Here is an 18,242-nt window from a genome sequence, read left to right as displayed (position 1 = left end):
TCCCGCCCGGCTCACGAAACCGCCGTGGTGCGCTCCGGGCGGGAACGCCGCCGCGGCACCGCCGAGGACCAGCACGGCGCGGTCGCCGCCGTCGGTGTCATCGACCAGCAGCGTCGCCTCGGGGGCCCAGACGTCGCGGTCGGCGAGCACCCGCCGTGCCGCAGTGAACACGGCGGCACGCAGATCGGCGGCATCGGCCCCGGTGAGCTCGGCGAGGAACAGCGTGCGATCGACCGCCGCGCCCTCCGGGGCGACCGCGTCGGCCCAGCCGCGCAGGAGCGACGCCGCGCGGTCCTCGTCGCCACGATCGACCTCGACCGCGATGAACGCACCGGCGACGTCGAGCACGCGACGCCGCGGCGACGCCGAACCTTCCCCCGCACTGTCCATCGGGTTCATTCAACCGCAGGAGCCGCGCCCCGGCGACGCGCGCGACGCCGTGTCCCCGACCGTCCGCGACCGTCCGCGACCGGCCGGAATGCCGCATGACAGACTATGTTCGTCTCGGCGTGCTCGCGTCGCCCCGTCCGAATGGAGTCTCCATGCTCGACCGTTCCCGCCCCGTCGTCGTCATCGGACAGGGGTACGTCGGGCTTCCGCTCGCGATGCGCGCCGTGGAGGTCGGCTACACGGTGGTGGGGCTCGACCTCGACCGGGTGCGCATCGACGCGCTCGGCGACGGCCGGTCGTTCGTGGAGGACATCTCCGACGCGACCGTGCGCGCCGCGCTCGACTCCGGCCGCTACCGCGCCAGCGCCGACTACGACACCGCGCGCGACTTCGGGGTCGCGGTCATCACGGTGCCGACGCCGCTCAAGGAGACGCTGCCCGACCTGTCGTTCATCGAGTCGGCCGCGGCGTCGCTCGCCCCGTTCGTCACCCCCGGCGCGACCGTGGTGCTCGAGTCCACCACGTACCCCGGCACCACGGAAGAGCTCATGGTGCCGCTGCTGGAGAAGGGCTCCGGCCTCACCGCCGGCACCGACTTCTTCGTGGGCTACAGCCCGGAGCGCATCGACCCGGGCAACCCGCGATGGAACTTCGTGAACACGCCCAAGGTCGTCTCGGGCATCGATGCCGCTTCGCTCGCGCACGTCGACGCGTTCTACTCCTCGCTCGTCGAGCGCACGGTCCCGGTGTCCACGCCGAAGGAGGCCGAGCTCACCAAGCTGCTGGAGAACACGTTCCGCCACGTGAACATCGCCCTCGTCAACGAGCTCGCGGTGTTCGCCGACGAGCTCGACGTGAACGTGTGGGAGTCGATCGACGCCGCCGCGACCAAGCCGTTCGGCTTCATGAAGTTCACCCCGGGCCCGGGCGTCGGCGGGCACTGCCTCCCGGTCGACCCCAGCTACCTGTCCTGGCAGGTGCGGCGCACGCTCGGCAAGAGCTTCCGGTTCGTCGAGCTCGCGAACGACGTGAACGAGAACATGCCGGCGTATGTGGTGCAGCGCGTGATCGAGCTGCTCAACGCCGACCGCAAGGCGCTGAACGGCTCGACGGTGCTGCTCGCCGGGGTGGCGTACAAGAAGAACTCGGGCGACAGCCGCGAGTCCCCCGCGCTGCGGATCATCCAGCTGCTGGCCGACTTCGGCGCGACCGTCCTGGCCGCCGACCCGCACGTGGTGGAGGCGCAGTGGCCGCGGACGGCCGAGCGCCGCGAGCTCACCGCGGAGACCGTGGCCGAGGCCGACCTGGTGATCCTCGTGACCGACCACGACCGCTTCGACTTCGAACTGCTCGAGCGCCAGGCGGAGGCGGGCGCCGTGACGGTGTTCGACACCCGCAACCGTCTCGGCAACCCGAGCGTGCACCGCCTCTGACCCGCGCGGCGCCGGCCGGAGGTCAGGGCAGCTCGGCGGCGAGCGCTGACGTCCACACGTGCGGCGGTCGCGGTCGTGCGCGCCACCGCTCGTAGGTCTCCCCGGCCGCCCGGCGGGAGGCCAGCCGCTCCTGCGGGGTCGCTGCCGCCTGCGCCTGCAGGGCCTGCGTCCACGGCGCCACCGCCCGCTCGACCACCACGCCACCGCCCTCCGAGAGCACGTCGGTCCACGGCGTGTGCGGGGTGACGGCGACCGCGCACGACGCCGACAGGGCCTCCGCGATCACGTGGCCGAAGTTCTCGCCGGCCGTCGGCATGACCAGCAGCTCGTGCGACGCGAGCGTGGGAACGACGTCGTCGGGCGACACCGGGCCGTGGAACGTCACCGTGACGTGGTCGGGGAGGCCGCGCACGAGCTCCTCGCAGCGACGGAAGTAGGCGGCGTCCTCCCGAGAGCCGTACACGCCGAGGTGCACGGGGGCCGTCACCGATGCCAGGGCCTCCAGGGCGAGGTGCAGCCCCTTGTGCTCCACGATGCGACCGAGGAACACCGCGCGCAGCGGACCCTCGACCGGCCGCGGTGCAGTGGCGGTCGCGGGCAGCAGGGTGTCGTTCTCCCGCTCGACGATCACGACCCGGTCGCCCCAGAGGCGGCGGATGTCGGCGGTCTCGTGCGGCGCCGTGGAGTGCCACACCACACGCCGCGGCAGGCCCAGCAGCCGGAACAGCCCGAGGTAGGCGCGCTTCTTGAGGCCGCGCCGGGAGAGCGCGCCGTCGCCGAACTCGCCGCGCGGGGCCAGCAGCACCCGCGCACGCCCCCAGAACCCGAGCCGCCACAGCACGAGCGGCGCGATCGACAGGCGGGGGTTCATGACGCTGTTGAGGTGGATCAGCTCCGGCCGGCGACGGCGCACGGCGCGGAGACCGCGCACGAAGCCGCCCATCGAGCCGAGCGCGGCGTAGTACACCTCGGCGCCGTCACGGCGGGTCCACCGGTCAGCGGGCACCGGCAGCGGGACGGTCTCGCCGAGGTCGCGGTCGGCGGTGAGCACGAGCGGGGCGAACGCTTCGGGGGCACTGTCGACCAGGGCGGCGATCGACCGCACGGGTCCCCCACCGCGGAAGGCCGGGGGGTAGTACGGGGCGAGCACGGCGACCCGCCGGGCCGCGGTCACGACGGCTCCTCGCCGGACGCGGCCGCCTTCGCCTCGCGCCGGGCCGCGCGGCGCTTGACCGCCGTCTTCTCCAGCAGCAGGAACAGCATCACCGGCAGGAAGGACACGAAGAACTGCAGCACGCCGATCGTGCGGTCGGGGAAAGTCGAGAACCACCCGAGCGGACCGCTGAAGACCAGCCCCATCAGCACGATGCGCAGCACGCTGAGGTCGCGTCCGCCGCGGAGGATCACGGCACCGATCAGCGCCCAGAACGCGTACCAGAGCAGCAGGTACACCGGGCCGCCCAGCACGTACGTGGTCGTGACGGGGAGGAACGTGTAGGTGGAGGTGGCGCTTCCGCCCAGGTACATGTTGATCTTGATGCCGGTCGAGATCGGCGGCCGCTCGGGGTCGAGCGCGCGCGGCACCAGGCCGTAGCGCAGCATCTCGATGGGTCCCGGCTGGCCGAGGTCGAGCGGCACCTCGGTCACCTCGGTGGCACGGGCGATCTGCTCGTCGAACCGCAGGCGGTCGAACGCGCCGACCTGGGTGCTCACGGCGACACCGGTCGACTGGCGCAGCTCGTTGCGGATGTCGAACGCGAGGGGCCACGCGACGAGCACCACCAGCAGCGCGATCACGGCGTACCGGATGCGGATCACGCCGAACAGCAGCAGCAGCATCATCAGGCTCGTGGCGAACGCCATGAGCGAGGCCGTCAGCGCCGTCAGGTACGCCTCGATCCCCTGCCCGAGCACGACGACACCGATCCAGATCCAGAAGGTCCGCACCGACAGCTGCCCCGCGAGCCGGGCCGCGATCAGCAGCGCGACGCCCACCGTGGGCCACCCGCCGACGAGCGCCGAGGCCATCGCGAGCGGCGCGGACACGGCCACGAGCCCGATCTGCGACTGGATGGACCCCACGCCGGCCGCGGCGGACAGCACACCGACCGCCACCCCGACCGCGGTCACCACGAAGGCCACCCGGCGGAGGGCCGGGCCGTACTCGTTGAGGCGCGCGAGGGTGGCGTCGGGCCGGAGCTCGCCCCGCTCCCGCTGCCGGTCGATCCGCGACGACCGGGCGATCGCGATCAGCAGCTCGACGAACAGCGTGGCGGCGAGCGCGATCGCGAACACGCCGACGATGAATCCGAGGTGCTCGTTGTCGTTCCACACCGCCTGCGGCAGGATCAGCACGACGTACGGCAGGGCCAGGGCGACCGAGATCGGGAACGACCGGAACAGCCGCTGGAACCGCGGCGGACGACCGGCGGGGGCGGTCGCGACGTCGTCCTCGGACGAGGGTGCGTGCGCCTCCCGTGCACCGGAGAGTGTGTCCATCGAGAAGCCAGCTCGCCCTTCGTGCGGTTCGGATCCGGGGTGAGGGATCCGGCGAGGCCGACGACCGTCCGGCCGCGGGGCGGGCAGAACGGGCGAATCCCCCGACGCCCTAGGATAGTCACGATCCGGAACCGCCGGCAGACAAATCGCAGCTAGCACGCACAAAGGGCAGAGATGAAGAAGGCGCTCGTTACAGGTACGACCGGACAGGACGGCAGCTACCTCGTCGAACTCCTGCTCAGCAAGGGATACGAGGTCCACGGCACCAAGCGCCGCTCGTCCTCCTTCAACACCTCCCGGCTGGAGGAGGTGGCCAGGGCCGAGGGCCACCGGCCGTCCGACCTGATCCTGCACTACGCCGACCTGTCCGACTCCGGCTCGCTGACGAACCTCATCCGCGACGTGCAGCCCGACGAGATCTACAACCTCGGCGCCCAGAGCCACGTGGCGGTGTCGTTCGAGATCCCCGAGTACACGGCCGACGTGACCGGCGTCTCCACCATCCGCCTCCTCGAGGCCATCCGCGCGAGCGGCGTCGACTCGCGCTTCTACCAGGCGTCGTCGTCGGAGATGTTCGGCTCGACCCCGCCGCCGCAGAACGAGGAAACCCCGTTCCACCCGCGCAGCCCGTACGGCGTGGCGAAGGTCTTCAGCTACTGGGCCACCGTGAACTACCGCGAGGCCTACGGGCTGCACGCCTCGAACGGCATCCTGTTCAACCACGAGAGCCCCCGCCGCGGCGAGACCTTCGTCACGCGCAAGATCACCAGGGCGGTCGCGCGCATCGTCGAGGGCGTGCAGGACCGCCTGGTGCTCGGCAACCTCGACGCGGTCCGCGACTGGGGCTACGCGCCCGAGTACGTCGAGGCCATGTGGCTCATGCTGCAGCAGGACACGCCGGACGACTACGTGGTCGCCACGGGTGAGGCCCACACGGTGCGCGAGTTCGTGCAGGCGGCGTTCGAGCACGTGAACCTGAACTGGGAGGACTACGTCAGCACCGACCCGCGGTACGAGCGCCCCTCCGAGGTCGACGCGCTGATCGGCGACTACTCCAAGGCGGAGCGGCAGCTGGGCTGGAAGCCGACCACGACGTTCGCCGGTCTCGTGCAGCGCATGGTCGACGGCGATCTGGAGCAGGTGCGCGACGAGAAGGCCGGCAAGCACGTGCGGGTGGACATCTGAGCGTGCCCGACCTCACCCTCGACTTCACCTCGGTCAGCCCGAGCTCGGGCGGCGTCGGCGTGGTGGCGGCGGGGGTCGCGGAAGGCCTCGAGGCCGCCGACGTCCGCTTCCGCTGTCTGGTGAACGCCGAGGCCGCCGACGCCTGGGCCGAACGCCTCCCCTCGCTGACCTCGGCCATCGTCCCGGTGACGGTGGCGCTGAGCGCCACCAGCCGGTGGCAGCAGGCGCTACGACGCCTGGTGCCTCGATCGTCGCGGCTCGCGCAGCTGCTGATCGGGCGGGTGCGTGCCGTCCGGGCGCGTTCCACCTCCAGCGCCCTGGGCGACGGCGTGGTGTGGCAGCCGTTCCACCGCGTCCCCCTGGGCGGCGGACGCAGCGTGGTGACGGTGCACGACCTGCGGGTGTTCGAGCCGGGGCTGGCCTCGCCCATGGACCAGGAGATCATCGCGCGCAACGTCGAGGGCGCCGCGGCCGTGATCTGCAGCTGGGCGCACCCGTACGGCAGCCTGATCGAGCGGTTCCCGGCCGCGGCGGACAAGACCTTCCTCATCCCGCTGCCCGTGCTCAACAGCGGGCCCTGGACCGATCGCACCCTGCCGGACGGCGGCGCCCTGCGGCTGCTGCTGCCCGGCTTCGTCACGCCGCACAAGAACCACGAGGTGCTGGTGCGCGCGCTCCCGAAGCTCCCGGGCGCCGTCGCGGTGTTCACGGGCGCGGAGGACGGCACGCAGGGCGATCAGCTGCGCACGCTGGCCACCGAGCTGGGCGTCGCCGACCGCATCGAGTGGCTCGGCTTCGTCGACGCCGAGCGCCTGGAGGCGGAGTACGCCGCCGCCGACCTGCTCGTGATGCCCACGCGGTGGGAGGCGGCGAGCGGCCCGGTGTTCGAGGCGATCGTGCGCGGGCTGCCGTTCGTGGCGAGCCGCATCCCCCCGATCACCGCCCAGCTCGCGACGCTCGGCCTTCCCGCCCCCACGTTCGATCCCGACGCCCCGGACGAGCTGGTCGCGGCGATCCGGGAGGCGACCGCGGACCACGCGGCGTTCGTCGACCGGCTCCGTCCGCTCAGCGCGGAGCTGCGCGCGCGCACCTGGCGGCAGATGGCGCAGGAGTACGACCAGGTGTTCGCCTGGGCGGGCGGGCGCGGCGACAAGCCGCAGCACCTGACGAGAGGCGACCACGCATGATCCCCGTTTCGGAACCCGACCTCGGCGACCTCGAGCGCCGGTACCTGCTCGACGCGTTCGACAGCGGCTGGATCTCGTCCCGCGGCGCGTACGTCGAGCGCGCGGAGGAACTGCTGTCGCAGCTCACCGGCGCCCCGCACGCGGCCGTGTGCAACAACGGCACGACCGCGCTGCACCTCGCGCTGCTCGCCGCGGGCATCGGCGAGGGCGACGAGGTCGTCATCCCCGGGCTCACCTACGTGGCCACGCTCAACGCCGTCTACTACGTGCGGGCCACGCCGGTCGTGGTCGACGTGCGCGACGACACCTGGTGCATCGACCCGGAGGCCGTGGAGCGCGCGATCACCCCGCGCACCAGGGCGATCCTGGCGGTCGACCTGTACGGGCAGACCGCCGACTACGACGCGCTGCGCCGGATCGCCGATGCGCACGACCTCGTGCTCATCGCCGACGCGGCCGAATCGCTCGGGGCGACGTGGGGCGGCAGGGCGGCAGGGTCCCTGGCCGACATCAGCACGTTCTCGTTCTTCGGCAACAAGGTCATCACCAGCGGCGAGGGCGGTGCGGTCACCACGCCCCGCGCGGACTTCCACGCCGCGGTCCTCCAGCTGCGCAACCAGGGCAACCACCCGACGCGGCGCTACTTCCACGACATGGTCGGCTACAACTACCGCATGACCAACGTCGCCGCGGCCATCCTCACCGCCCAGCTGGAGCGCGCCCCCGAGCTCATCGCGCAGCGCCGCCGCGTGGTCGCCGAGTACGAGCGCCTCCTGAGCGGCGACGACCGCGTGCGCGCGCAGGACACCGCCCCCGGGGCCTCGCCGACGCCGTGGATCTACTCCGTGCGCCTGGTGGGACGCTCCGCGGCCGAGCGCGACGCGGTGATCGCGGCGCTCGCGGACCGCGGCATCGAGTCGCGACCGGTCTTCCCGCTCGTGCAGGACATGCCGTTCGTGCCCGAGGCGCAGCGCGCGCAGACCCCGATCGGGGCGGCGATCTCGCGCGAGGGCATCAGCCTGCCGACCTTCCCGCGGCTCGACGATGCGGCCGTCGCCGAGGTCTGCACGGCCCTGCAGGACGCGCTGACCGCCCTGCGCACCGACGGCTAGGCACCCGTGGCCGCACGCCTGCTCCCCGGCCTGCCCGGCAGCCGCCGCCTGATCTTCGCGGTCGGCGGCAACGGCATGGTCAGTCTGGCGAGCCTGGCGCTGTCGATCACGGTCGCCCGGGCGTCGTCGGTCCCGGTGTTCGCGGCGTTCTCGCTCGCGATGGTCGCGTACCTGTTCGGGTCGGGGCTCATCCGGTCCGCGCTCACCGACTCGGCCCTGTCCCGTCCGGCCGACCGCGACACGTTCGACCGCAGCTTCCGGCGGGCCTCGCTCGTCGCGCTGGCGGGGGCCGTGGTCGTGGTGGTGTGGGGCCTCGTGACGGCGAACACGTTCCTGGTGGTGCTGGGGGTCGCGTTCCACGGCCTCATCGTGTTCGACTTCCTGCGCACGTTCGACTCCGCCGCCGGCGCCGCGGGTCGGGCGATGGTGGCCACGACCGCGTGGTCGGTGCTGACGATCGCGGCCGCGGTGCTGTCGATCGCCGGGCATCTCGACGCCGGTGTCGTGTTCGTGGTGTGGGCCGCGAGCGGGGCGCTGGCCGGTTACGTCCTGATGGCGGTCGCGCGCACCCCCGTCCTCCCCGGCTGGTCGCGGCACCGCGCCGACACCAGGGTGAGCGGGCTGTTCGCGCTCGACTACGCCGTCGGCTCGGGCGGCGCGCTGTTCACCACCGGGCTGCTGGGCCTCGTGTCCGACGGACGGGTGCTGGGCGCGGTGCGCGGTGCGGGCACGCTGCTCGGCCCGCTGAACCTGATCGCGACGACCGTCCGCTCCCTCCTGCTGCCGTTCCTGTCGCGCCGCGACGACGTGCAGGGCCGGCAGATCCGCGCGGCGCTGCGGGTCGCGCTGCTGCAGGTGGCGGTGCTCGCGCCGTTCCTGGTCGCGCTGCAGTTCCTGCCGGACGCGTGGGGCGAGCAGCTGCTCGGCGACACGTGGCAGCTCGCGAGCCTGGCCCTGCTGCCGCTGAGCCTGGAGGCGGTCTTCGCCCTGATCGGCGCGGTCGCCAACTCCGGGCACCGGGTGGCCTTCGCCGGGGGTCGCAGCCTGGCACTGCGGCTCGCGGTGGGCATCCCCCGGCCGTTCGTGGTGCTCGCGTGCGCGCAGGTGTGGGGCATCCCCGGTGCGACGTGGTCGATGGCGGCGATCTCCGCGCTCAACGCCGTGGTGTGGTGGGCGAGCTACTACCACCTGTCGCGGCGGCCGCGCCCCGAGGCGCCGCCCGTCGCCTAGCGCGGCACGGCTCAGGCGTCGGCGGGCAGCAGTCCCAGGCGGCGCCGGTGCGAGGGCACCGTGCCGTGGATGAAGCTCACCACGCGCTGCGCCGTGTCCTCGATCCGGTAGTCCGCCGGGGTCTCCGGGCGACGCGCCCTGTCCAGCACGACCCGCACGGCGGCGAGCACGCGCTCGGGCTCGATGCCCGCGGTGACGATGGCCCCGGTGTCGATCGCCTCCGGCCGCTCGATGAAGTCGCGCAGCGTGACGGCGGGGAAGCCGAGCAGGCTCGACTCCTCGCTGATCGTGCCGCTGTCCGACAGGACGAGTTTCGCGTCCTGCTGCAGCTTGACGTAGTCGTGGAAGCCGAACGGCGGGTGGAAGCGCACGTCGTCGCTCTCGGCGATGCCCAGGGCCTCCAGGCGCTTGCGCGTGCGGGGGTGGGTCGAGACCAGCACGGGCAGCCCGTACTCGGCGCTCAGGGCGTGCAGCGCGTCGACGGCGGCGCGCAGGCGCTCCGGGTTGTCGACGTTCTCCTCGCGGTGCAGGCTCACCAGGAAGTACTCCCCCGGCTCCAGGCCCGCACGGGTCACGGCGTCGCTCGCGTCGATCTGCTCCCTGTTCTGCGCCAGCACCTCGCGCATGGGCGAGCCGGTCAGCAGGATGCGCGAGGGATGCAGCCCCTCCGCGAGCAGGTTGCGCCGCGCGTGCTCGGTGTAGACGAGGTTGTAGTCCGCGACGTGGTCGACCAGACGGCGGTTGGTCTCCTCCGGCACGTTCTCGTCGAAGGAGCGGTTTCCGGCCTCCATGTGGAACACCGGGACCTTCAGCCGCTTGGCGATGACCGCCGAGATGCAGCTGTTGGTGTCTCCCAGCACCACGAACGCGTCGGGCTTCTCGGTGCGCAGCACCTCCTCGGTCTTCGCGAGGATGGAGCCGAGCGCCGCCCCGAGCGACGACGTGTCCGCCTCCAGGAAGTGGTCGGGCCGGCGCAGGCCGAGGTCTTCGAAGAACACCTCGTTGAGCTCGTAGTCGTAGTTCTGCCCCGTGTGCACGAGCACCTGGTCGGTGTGCTCGTCGAGCATCTTGATCGTGGCGGAGAGGCGGATGATCTCGGGTCGGGTGCCGACCACGGTCATCACCTTGAGCTTGTCGGCCATGTCACACTGCCTCGGCAATCGTGTCGGGGTTCGCGGGGTCGAAGATGTCGTTCGTCCAGAACGAGGTGTAGAGCACGTCGTCCCCGATGTTGGTGATGTTGTGCGCCCAGAGGGTCGGCATGTCGACCGCGCCCGGCGCCTCGCCCGAGACCTCGAACGACACGACCTCCTCAGAGTACAGGCGGCGCAGCGAGATGCGGGCCCGCCCCTGCAGCACCGTGAAGCGCTCGATCTTGCGGCGGTGGAAGTGGTCGCCGCGGGTCACGCCGGGCACGGTGGTGGAGAACGACGACTGTCCGGGCCCCCCGTGCGACCGGATGATCTCGAAGAACGAGCCGCGGGCGTCGGCGTGCCGCGTGAGGTCGATCGGCGACTGCGCCGGGAACGTGTACGAGCGGTACGTGTTGAACAGGTCGCGGTCGAAGTCGTCCGCGACGCTCGGGATCTCGCCGCGGCGGTACAGCTCCGCGTATCCATGCAGCCGCGCGAGCAGCCCGGACACGGTCTCGTGGCGCTCGCGCCCGGCCATCCCCGCCACCGGCACCGCGCCGCGCAGCACGTCGGCCGCGTCCTGCGCGTGCAGCAGCGTGAGCTCCCTGTCCTGCTCGACCACCGGGCTCTCCCCCGCGGCGACCAGGTGGCTGAACGTCGCGGTGACGGCGTTGTAGAACGGACGGCCGTGCTCGCCGAAGAGGTTGGGCAGCCGCACGTCGACGAACTCCGCGCCGATCTCGGCCGCCGCCGCGGAGAGCACCCCGGCCGCGCGGGCCTTCGCCTCCCCGTACACCGAGCCGTTGCCCGCCTGGATCGAGTTCGCGAACACGACCACGGGTGGCGGGTTCGCGGCGGTCCGGAGAGCGGAGGCCACCTGCTCGGCGAATGCGAGGTTGCCGTCGCCGACCTCCTCGTCGGTGCCGCGGTTGACCCCGGCGATGTGGATCACCCGGTCGGCACCGTCGACCGCCGTGGTCGCGGCGGCCGCATCGACGCCCGCACCGAGGGCGATCGGCGCCACCTCGACGCCCGCCTCGAGCAGCGCGCCGAGCAGGTGCCAGCCCAGGAACCCGCCGGCCCCGGTGACCGCGAACCGGGTCACGCCTGCGTCCCGCGGGTCTCCGGCAGTCCCGCGGCCCGCAGCTCGGCGCGCACCTCGGGCAGCGTCAGCAGCAGCTCCTCGACCTCGCCCACCGACATCTGCTCGACCGTGTGCGAGTCGTAGTCCTCGAAGCGGCTCTGGGCGACGTCGCCCTCCTCGAAGTACACGCTGTAGTTGAGGTCGCGGTTGTCGGCCACCACGCGGAAGTAGTCGCCCATGTCCCGCGCGCGCGACAGCTCCTCGCGCGTGGCGAGCGCCTCCGACAGCTTCTCCGCATGACGGGTCCCGATCACCTCGACCTTCGCGTCGGAGCGGAACAGGTTGAGCACGGCCTGGGCGAGGTTCCCGATCGAGGTGGCCTTCGCCTTGCGCACGAACAGGTCCCCCTGCTGCGCGTTGCGGAACGCGAACTCGACCAGGTCGACCGAGTGCGCGAGCGACATCATGAACCGGGTCATGTCGGGGTTCGTGACCGTGATGTTCCCGCCCGACTGGAGCTGGCGGATGAACAGCGGGATCACGGAGCCGCGCGAGTACATCACGTTGCCGTAGCGCACGCACGACACGGTGGTGGCGGTGTTGGGGTTGTTGAGCCCGTGCGACTGCGCCACCTTCTCCATCAGCGCCTTCGACATGCCCATCGCGTTCACCGGGTACACGGCCTTGTCGGTGCTGAGCGCCACGACCGAGGAGACGCCGTTGCGGTCGGCGGCCCGCACCACGTTCTCGCTGCCGTGCACGTTGGTGCGCACGGCCTCCATCGGGAAGAACTCGCACGAGGGCACCTGCTTGAGCGCGGCCGCGTGGAAGATGAAGTCCACGTCGCGGGTCGCCCGCTCCACGCTGTCGTAGTCGCGCACGTCGCCCACGTAGAACCGCAGCCGGGAATCGCGCACCTCGTGCCGCATCAGGTCCTGCTTGGCCTCGTCGCGGCTGAAGATGCGGATCTCGGCGACGTCGCGCTCGAGCAGCTTGCGCGCCACGGTGTGCCCGAACGAGCCGGTGCCGCCCGTGACCAGGACCCGCGCGCCGTTGTAGGAGTCGCTCATCGTGTGCCCGTTCCCTTCGCCGCTGCCGTGAGCAGCCGTTCGATCGTGGATATCCCGGATTCGCGGGAGAAGCTGGTGTCGTACAGGTCGCGGCCGCGGCGGCCCATCGCGGCCCGCTCCTCGGCGGGAAGGGCGGCGGCGGCGCGGAAGGCGTCCGCCATCGAGCCTACGTCCTCGGCATCGGCGGTCAGCCCGGCCGCCGCACCCTCCACGAGCGCGCGCACATCGCCCTGCACGGTCGTGATGACCGGGAGGCCGGCCGACAGCACGGCCTGCAGCTTGGACGGGATCGTGCCGCGGAAGACCGGCATGTCCTTGAGCGACACGAGCGCGTAGTCGGCGGCCGCGTACACCTCCGCCATGCGCTCGCGCGGCACCGGGTCGAGGAAGCGCACGTTGTCGGCACCGAGCTCGTCCGCGAGCGCCCGCAGCTCGGGCTTGAGAACGCCGTCACCGACGATGGTCAGCACGACCCCGGCGTCGGCGGCGGCGTGGGCGGCGCGCACCGCGGTCGCGAGGTCCTGCATGTCGCCCACGTTGCCCGCGTACACCACGGCGGCGCGGTGCTCGTCGGCGGGCGGGAGCGCGGAGGTCACCGGCTCGCCCGCGTCGGCCCAGTTGTACACGAGGTGCGTGCGCGCGGCCGGAGCCCCGCGCGACACGAGCGTGCTCACCATGGTCGGCGCGATCCCGATCACGGCGCCCGCCCGGCGGTAGGCGCTGCGCAGCCACGGCCCCAGGGCTCCCGACACGACCCTGGCCTTGGTGCCGCCCGTCACCATCGACGAGCCCACGATCGAGTCGGGCCACAGGTCCTGCACGTGCAGCACGTAGGGGCGGCCCCCGGTGACGCGCCACAGCCACGGCCCGAAGCCGGCCGTCATCTGCGTGGCGTACACGTACACGACGTCGGCCCCGCGGGAGAGGCGTCGCGCGGTCGCAGAGCTGAGCGCGAACGACGCGTAGTTGAGTAGCCGGCGCACGGCGCTCTGCGAGTGGTCCGCGTACAGCGGCACCCGCCACACCTGCACGTCTCCGTCGCGCTCGATGGTGCGCCACCGCTGGCGGTACCCGGGGAACACGGTTCCGGTGGGGTAGTTCGGGAACCCGGTGAGCACCTTCACCCGGTGCCCGCGCTCGGCGAGGCCGTGCGCGAGGTCGGCGGGCAGCGGCACGGCCTCCGGCGGATAGTACTGCGAGACGATCAGGACCCTCACGCGTCGGTGTCCTTCGCCTGCACGCGCGCCGGGACCCCGACGACGGTGGTCCCCGCGGCGACGTCCCTGGTGACGCAGGCCGCGGCGCCGACCGTGGCACCCGCGCCCACCGTGAGCCCCTGCAGCACCACGGAACCGGCGCCGAGCAGCGTGCCGGTCTCGACGGTGACGTTGCCCGACACGATCGCGCCGGGGTTGACCGACACGTGCTCGGCGAGCACCGCGTCGTGTCCGATGATGCACGCGGGGTTGAGGTGCACGTGGTCGCCGAGGGTCACGTTGGTCGACACCTGCACGCCGGCCGTGATCACCACGCCCTCCCCGACCTGCGCCTGCGTGCCGATCACGGCGCTCGGATGGATCAGCGTGGCGGCGCGCAGCCCCGACGCCCGCAGCCGCTCCGCGACCCGGCGGCGGATCTCCGGCGCGCCGATCGCGACCACGAACCGCTCGTCGCCGTCCGCAGCGGGCAGCCACTCGTCCTCCCCGCCGAGGAAGCGCACCCCGCGCGCGGCGAGGCGCTCCAGCTCCACGGCCCGCGGTCCCGCATCGACCACGCCGACCAGCTCGAGGTCCGCGCCGGCCGCGATCATCGCCGCCAGCACGTCGAGCGTCTCGCGACCGAAGCCGCCCGCTCCCAGCACCACGATCCGCTCAGTCATGCGTCTCTCCGAACCTGCTCATGGTCACGTGCCCGTCGGCCGAGATGCCGTCCCGGCGCACGACAGAGCCGACCGTCGCGACGACGATCCGCAGGTCGAGCCCGACACTGCGCCGGTCGACGTACCGCACATCCTGCGCGAACCGGCTCTCCCACGTGACCGCGTTGCGTCCCGTCACCTGCGCGAGCCCGGTGATGCCGGGGCGCACCTCATGCCGCCGTGCCTGCTCCGGCGTGTACCGGTCGAGGTACTCGACCAGCAGCGGCCGCGGGCCGACGATGCTCATGTCCCCCCGCAGCACGTTCCACAGGCTGGGCAGCTCGTCCAGGCTCGTCGAGCGCAGCCGGGCCCCGAACGGCGTGAGGCGCTCGGCGTCGGTCACCCACCCGCGCGCCGGGTCGACCGGGCGCATCGAGCGGAACTTGTAGAGCGTGAAGAGGCGGCCGTCGCGCCCCGGTCGCGGCTGCGCGAACACCACGGGCCGCCCGAGTCGCACCGCCACGAGCACGGCCGTCGCCACGATCACCGGCGACAGCAGCACCAGGGCGACCGCGGAGACCACGACGTCGAGCGCGCGCTTGACCGCGTCGTACGGGCGGAACCGCGCGCTCATCGGTCCAGGAAGCCGCGGATGGCCGTGACCACGCGCTCGCGCTGGGCGTCGGTGAGCGCCGAGCCGCTGGGCAGCGTGAGACCGCGGGCGAACAGCCGCTCCGACGCGCCGCTGCTCTTGCGCCTGGCGTCGGCGAACACGGGCTGCGCGTGCATGGGCTTCCACAGCGGGCGGCTCTCGATGCTGTCGGCGGTCAGGGCGGCGGCCAGCTCGGACGGCTCCCAGCCCGTGACGTCGGGGTCGACCAGGATCGACGTGAGCCACACGTTGTCGTGCTCGTCACCATCGGCACCGAACACCTCGACGCCGTCGACATCGGCGAACAGCTCCTTGTACAGCTCCCGCATCTCCCGGCGGCGCGCGATCATCGCGTCGAGCCGGGCGAGCTGGGCGCGTCCGAGCGCCGCGAGCAGGTTGCTCATGCGGTAGTTGTAGCCGATGTCGGTGTGCTCGTAGTGCACCACCGGCTGCCGGGCCTGCGTCGCGAGGTAGCGCACGTGCTGGGCGAGCTCGCCGTCGTCGGTCAGCAGCATCCCGCCGCCCGAGGTGGTCATGATCTTGTTGCCGTTGAACGACACGACCGAGGCGCGGCCGAAGCTGCCGGTCGCGCGACCCGCGTGGCTCGCGCCCAGCGACTCGGCGGCGTCGGACAGCACGGGCACCCCGTACTCCTCCGCGGCCGCCAGGATCGCGGTGTAGTCCACGGCCTTGCCCAGCAGGTCGACCGGCACGATCGCCGCGACCCGCTCCCCGGCGGCGCGGAGCTCGGCGAGGGCCTCGCGCAGCAGCGCCGCGTCCATGTTGCCCGTGCGCGGATCCGCGTCGATGAAGTAGGGCTCCGCACCCGTGTAGACGATCGCGTTGGCGGTCGCGGCGAACGTCATCGACGACGTGAGCACGACATCGCCCGGCTGCACGCCCATCGCCAGCAGCCCGAGGTGCAGGGCGGCCGTGCCGGAGCTGAGCGCAACGCCGTGCGCCACCCCGACGCGGTCGGCGAGCTCCCGTTCGAACGCGTCGACGTCGGGGCCGAGCGGAGCGATCCACCCGGAACGCATGGCCGCGACGACGGCCTGCTCCTCCGCCTCGCCGACGTCCGGCGACGACATGTAGATCCGCTCGCTCACTCCTGGGGTGCCTTTCCGATGCGTACGGGCTCGATCGTCACGGTGTCGTTGACGCGGGGGCTCGAGAACATCCGCCGCATCCACCCTTCCTTGTCGAGCCGCTCGGGCGTGATGGTGTCGACGCGCGTGTGCGACACCTTGGGGTGGAAGGGGCGCTCGAGGTTCTCGCGCGAACCCACCAGCTCCTCGTGCAGCTTCTCGCCGGGACGCAGCCCCGTGAACACGATCTCGATGTTCTTGCCCGACATCGCGATCATGCGCTTGGCGACCTCGAGGATCGACACCGGCTCCCCCATGTCGAGGATCAGCACCTCGCCCGCCCGGCCGATGCCGCCCGCCTGCACGACCAGCTGGCACGCCTCGGGGATCGTCATGAAGTACCGCGTGGCCTGCGGGTGCGTGACCGTGATCGGCCGCCCCTCGGCGATCAGGCGCTGGAACGTGGGCAGCATCGATCCGCGGCTGCCGATCACGTTCCCGAACCGCACCGAGAGGTACCGCATGCCGGTGTCCTCCCCCGCCCACGCCGTGAGCTTCTCGGCCACGCGCTTGGAGTGCCCGAGCACGCTCGTGGGGTTGGCGGCCTTGTCGGTGGAGATGTTGATGAACGTCGAGACGCCGACCCGGCGGGACGCGTTGATCACGTTCAGCGTGCCGAGGACGTTGGTCTTCCACGCCTCGTCGGGGTACTGCTCCAGCATCGGCAGGTGCTTGAGCGCCGCGGCGTGGAACACCACCTCCGGCTCCCGCTCCAGGAAGATGCGGTCGAGCGTGTCGGTGTCGCGGATGTCGGCCAGCACCACGTCGTTCGTGTCGAGCAGGCCGTGCCCCGCGGTGCCGAGCTGCGCGACCTGCAGTCCGGTCTCGTCGCGGTCGACCATGATCAGCTCGCGCGGGCCGTACTTGGCGATCTGGCGGCACAGCTCGGAGCCGATCGAACCGCCCGCCCCGGTCACCAGCACGCGCCGTCCGGTGATGTATCCGGCGATCAGCTCCACGTTGGTGTCGACGGGGTGCCGGCCGATGAGGTCTTCGATGCTGATGTCGCGCACGTCGGTGAGCGCCTTCTCGCCGGAGGTCATCATCTCCAGCGTCGGCGTGACGGCCACGCGCAGGCCGGCCGCCTCGGCCCGGTCGGCGAGCGTGCGCAGCAGGGTGCTGTCGGCGCGGGCGATCGCGATCACGGCGAGCTTGGCGCCGGTGCGCTGCGCCGCGTCGGCGAGCTCGCGCGTGGTGCCGACGACCGCGACGCCCCGCAGCCGCAGGTTGCGCTTGTCGGGGTCGTCGTCGAGCAGCCCGACGGGGCGGATCGGCGAGTTCGGGTCGGTGGTCATGTTGGCGAGCAGCTTGTCGCCGATGAAGCCGGCGCCGATGATGAGCGCGGGTTCGGCGTCGGCGCCCGGCTTGCGGGAGCGCTCGATCACCAGCCGCGCGGCGTAGCGCACCCCGAACATCAGCAGCAGGACGAACGGGAACGCGAGCATGAGGGTGCCGCGCGGGATGCCGACCAGGGGGCCGACCGGGATGAGGACCACCGAGAGCAGCAGCGCCTCGATCACGACGATCAGCGCGAGCGTCCTGACCTCGTCGAAGGATCCGTAGGTGAAGCGTCCGCGGTAGAGGGCCGTGGCGTACCCGACCACGATCTGGATGGCTCCGGCCACGAGCGCCAGCACGACGGCGGCGATCCACGAGTCCGCGTCCATCTGCAGCTCGAACCGCAGGGCGATCGCGATGACGACGCCGAAGCTCCACGCCAGACCGTCGACGATCGCGGCGAACCGGCGTCGTCGGCGCTGCGTGACCGAGCCCTCCGACAGGATCGCGATCTCGCCGGTGGACACGTCGCCCGCCGCGTCCTTCTTGCTCACGAGTGTGTCGCCCCCTCCGGACTTTCTTCACTCCCCTGGAGATATGGTCTCACAGGCAACGAGCAGGTCCGTGCGTTAGTGCTGTCGTTCAGCCGACGGGGTCGTCGGTACCGTCTCCCGGCGGCGTGTCTCCGCCCGTCCCCGGATCGGTCGACGGCGGAGGAGTGGAGCCGTCCGACGGCTGATCTTGCTGCCCGCCGGACTGCCCGCCCTGACGGCGCTGCGTGTCGGCGCGCTCCTGCTCGACCTCCGCGCGGAACTGGTCGTCGAGCAGCGCGGCGAACGCGTCGCGGTACGCCACGAGCGCGGCCTGCCCGCCGGGGGTCCACGGGTCGGACGCGGCGACCTGCGCGGCGGCGTCGGTCACGGCGGTGCGGAACGACCCCTCCGCCCGCTGCCGATCCGCCGTGACCGAAGATCGGAAGAGCG

General features: G+C 72.2%; 17 protein-coding genes. 5 read left to right on the top strand and 12 right to left on the bottom strand.

Annotated elements, in window-relative coordinates; genetic code table 11:
* Window positions 1–390: hypothetical protein (locus tag DW299_RS16125; protein ID WP_205814427.1), on the bottom strand; the 390-nt coding region annotated here is incomplete at its 3' end.
* Window positions 391–542: 152 nt separating this feature from the next.
* Here DW299_RS16125 and DW299_RS16120 point away from each other — a divergent pair.
* Complete coding sequence (locus tag DW299_RS16120) at window positions 543–1,823, top strand: nucleotide sugar dehydrogenase (protein WP_136037178.1); 1,281 nt, start codon at window positions 543–545, stop codon at window positions 1,821–1,823.
* Between the two features lie 22 nt (window positions 1,824–1,845).
* Here the strand turns inward: DW299_RS16120 and DW299_RS16115 are convergent, their stop codons facing one another.
* Both DW299_RS16115 and DW299_RS16110 read right to left on the bottom strand, forming a co-directional pair.
* Window positions 1,846–2,997 (bottom strand): glycosyltransferase family 4 protein, encoded by a 1,152-nt coding sequence (locus DW299_RS16115; protein WP_136037177.1) that lies wholly within the window; start codon window positions 2,995–2,997, stop codon window positions 1,846–1,848.
* Window positions 2,994–4,322 (bottom strand): hypothetical protein, encoded by a 1,329-nt coding sequence (locus DW299_RS16110; RefSeq protein WP_136037176.1) that lies wholly within the window; start codon window positions 4,320–4,322, stop codon window positions 2,994–2,996. Before DW299_RS16110 ends, DW299_RS16115 begins: the two co-directional genes overlap by 4 nt.
* A 174-nt stretch (window positions 4,323–4,496) precedes the next feature.
* On the opposite strand from DW299_RS16110, the gene gmd reads away from it, so the two are divergent.
* The 4 genes from gmd to DW299_RS16090 are packed head-to-tail and all read left to right on the top strand — an operon-like array spanning window position 4,497 to window position 9,036.
* Window positions 4,497–5,507, top strand: coding sequence for a GDP-mannose 4,6-dehydratase (gene gmd, locus DW299_RS16105; RefSeq protein ID WP_136028747.1), 1,011 nt, complete (start codon window positions 4,497–4,499; stop codon window positions 5,505–5,507).
* A 2-nt stretch (window positions 5,508–5,509) separates the two neighbouring features.
* On the top strand, window positions 5,510–6,694 hold the full coding sequence (locus tag DW299_RS16100) for a glycosyltransferase (protein WP_136037175.1): 1,185 nt from the start codon (window positions 5,510–5,512) through the stop codon (window positions 6,692–6,694).
* The gene (locus tag DW299_RS16095) at window positions 6,691–7,806 is read left to right on the top strand and encodes a DegT/DnrJ/EryC1/StrS family aminotransferase (protein ID WP_136028749.1); all 1,116 of its coding nucleotides are present in this window, start codon (window positions 6,691–6,693) and stop codon (window positions 7,804–7,806) included. The genes DW299_RS16100 and DW299_RS16095 overlap by 4 nt, the downstream gene beginning before the upstream one ends.
* 6 nt (window positions 7,807–7,812) lie before the next feature.
* Window positions 7,813–9,036: an MATE family efflux transporter gene (locus DW299_RS16090; protein WP_136028750.1), complete on the top strand. Its 1,224-nt coding sequence runs from the start codon at window positions 7,813–7,815 to the stop codon at window positions 9,034–9,036.
* An 11-nt stretch (window positions 9,037–9,047) separates the two neighbouring features.
* Here the strand turns inward: DW299_RS16090 and wecB are convergent, their stop codons facing one another.
* The 9 genes from wecB to DW299_RS16045 form a co-directional block, all read right to left on the bottom strand.
* Window positions 9,048–10,178: a non-hydrolyzing UDP-N-acetylglucosamine 2-epimerase gene (gene wecB / locus DW299_RS16085; RefSeq protein WP_136028751.1), complete on the bottom strand. Its 1,131-nt coding sequence runs from the start codon at window positions 10,176–10,178 to the stop codon at window positions 9,048–9,050.
* A gap of 1 nt (window position 10,179) precedes the next feature.
* On the bottom strand, window positions 10,180–11,274 hold the full coding sequence (locus DW299_RS16080; RefSeq protein ID WP_136037174.1) for a polysaccharide biosynthesis C-terminal domain-containing protein: 1,095 nt from the start codon (window positions 11,272–11,274) through the stop codon (window positions 10,180–10,182).
* Window positions 11,271–12,323 carry an SDR family NAD(P)-dependent oxidoreductase gene (locus DW299_RS16075; RefSeq protein ID WP_136028753.1) on the bottom strand — a complete coding sequence of 351 codons (1,053 nt, stop codon included), beginning with the start codon at window positions 12,321–12,323 and terminating at the stop codon, window positions 11,271–11,273. The genes DW299_RS16080 and DW299_RS16075 overlap by 4 nt, the downstream gene beginning before the upstream one ends.
* A complete protein-coding gene (locus tag DW299_RS16070; protein WP_168443169.1) occupies window positions 12,320–13,540 on the bottom strand; it encodes a glycosyltransferase family 4 protein in 1,221 nt (406 codons plus the stop codon). The genes DW299_RS16075 and DW299_RS16070 overlap by 4 nt, the downstream gene beginning before the upstream one ends.
* Window positions 13,537–14,202 (bottom strand): NeuD/PglB/VioB family sugar acetyltransferase, encoded by a 666-nt coding sequence (locus tag DW299_RS16065; RefSeq protein WP_136037172.1) that lies wholly within the window; start codon window positions 14,200–14,202, stop codon window positions 13,537–13,539. The genes DW299_RS16070 and DW299_RS16065 overlap by 4 nt, the downstream gene beginning before the upstream one ends.
* Window positions 14,195–14,815, bottom strand: a complete 621-nt coding sequence (locus DW299_RS16060; protein ID WP_136028756.1) for a sugar transferase — start codon at window positions 14,813–14,815, stop codon at window positions 14,195–14,197. The genes DW299_RS16065 and DW299_RS16060 overlap by 8 nt, the downstream gene beginning before the upstream one ends.
* Entirely contained in the window at window positions 14,812–15,942 is a 1,131-nt protein-coding gene (locus DW299_RS16055) for a DegT/DnrJ/EryC1/StrS family aminotransferase (protein ID WP_205814426.1), read from the bottom strand. The genes DW299_RS16060 and DW299_RS16055 overlap by 4 nt, the downstream gene beginning before the upstream one ends.
* Window positions 15,939–17,813 (bottom strand): polysaccharide biosynthesis protein, encoded by a 1,875-nt coding sequence (locus tag DW299_RS16050; RefSeq protein ID WP_206251697.1) that lies wholly within the window; start codon window positions 17,811–17,813, stop codon window positions 15,939–15,941. Before DW299_RS16050 ends, DW299_RS16055 begins: the two co-directional genes overlap by 4 nt.
* Before the next feature lie 88 nt (window positions 17,814–17,901).
* The coding region (locus DW299_RS16045) for a hypothetical protein (protein WP_205814425.1) at window positions 17,902–18,242 on the bottom strand (341 nt) is incomplete at its 5' end.

The sequence above is a fragment of the Microbacterium sp. K35 genome, from assembly GCF_004794375.1.
GTDB classification, from domain to species: Bacteria; Actinomycetota; Actinomycetes; order Actinomycetales; family Microbacteriaceae; genus Microbacterium; species Microbacterium sufflavum.
This window is presented reverse-complemented; position numbering and strand designations above follow the sequence as displayed.

What these genes read in the sequence shown, in the direction of transcription:
- DW299_RS16120 (WP_136037178.1), top strand. Translation starts at nt 543, where the DNA reads ATGCTCGACCGTTCCCGCCCCGTCGTCGTCATCGGACAGGGGTACGTC.
- wecB (WP_136028751.1), bottom strand. Translation starts at nt 10,178, where the DNA reads ATGGCCGACAAGCTCAAGGTGATGACCGTGGTCGGCACCCGACCCGAG.
- DW299_RS16075 (WP_136028753.1), bottom strand. Translation starts at nt 12,323, where the DNA reads ATGAGCGACTCCTACAACGGCGCGCGGGTCCTGGTCACGGGCGGCACC.
- DW299_RS16060 (WP_136028756.1), bottom strand. Translation starts at nt 14,815, where the DNA reads ATGAGCGCGCGGTTCCGCCCGTACGACGCGGTCAAGCGCGCGCTCGAC.
- gmd (WP_136028747.1), top strand. Translation starts at nt 4,497, where the DNA reads ATGAAGAAGGCGCTCGTTACAGGTACGACCGGACAGGACGGCAGCTAC.
- DW299_RS16110 (WP_136037176.1), bottom strand. Translation starts at nt 4,322, where the DNA reads ATGGACACACTCTCCGGTGCACGGGAGGCGCACGCACCCTCGTCCGAG.
- DW299_RS16095 (WP_136028749.1), top strand. Translation starts at nt 6,691, where the DNA reads ATGATCCCCGTTTCGGAACCCGACCTCGGCGACCTCGAGCGCCGGTAC.
- DW299_RS16065 (WP_136037172.1), bottom strand. Translation starts at nt 14,202, where the DNA reads ATGACTGAGCGGATCGTGGTGCTGGGAGCGGGCGGCTTCGGTCGCGAG.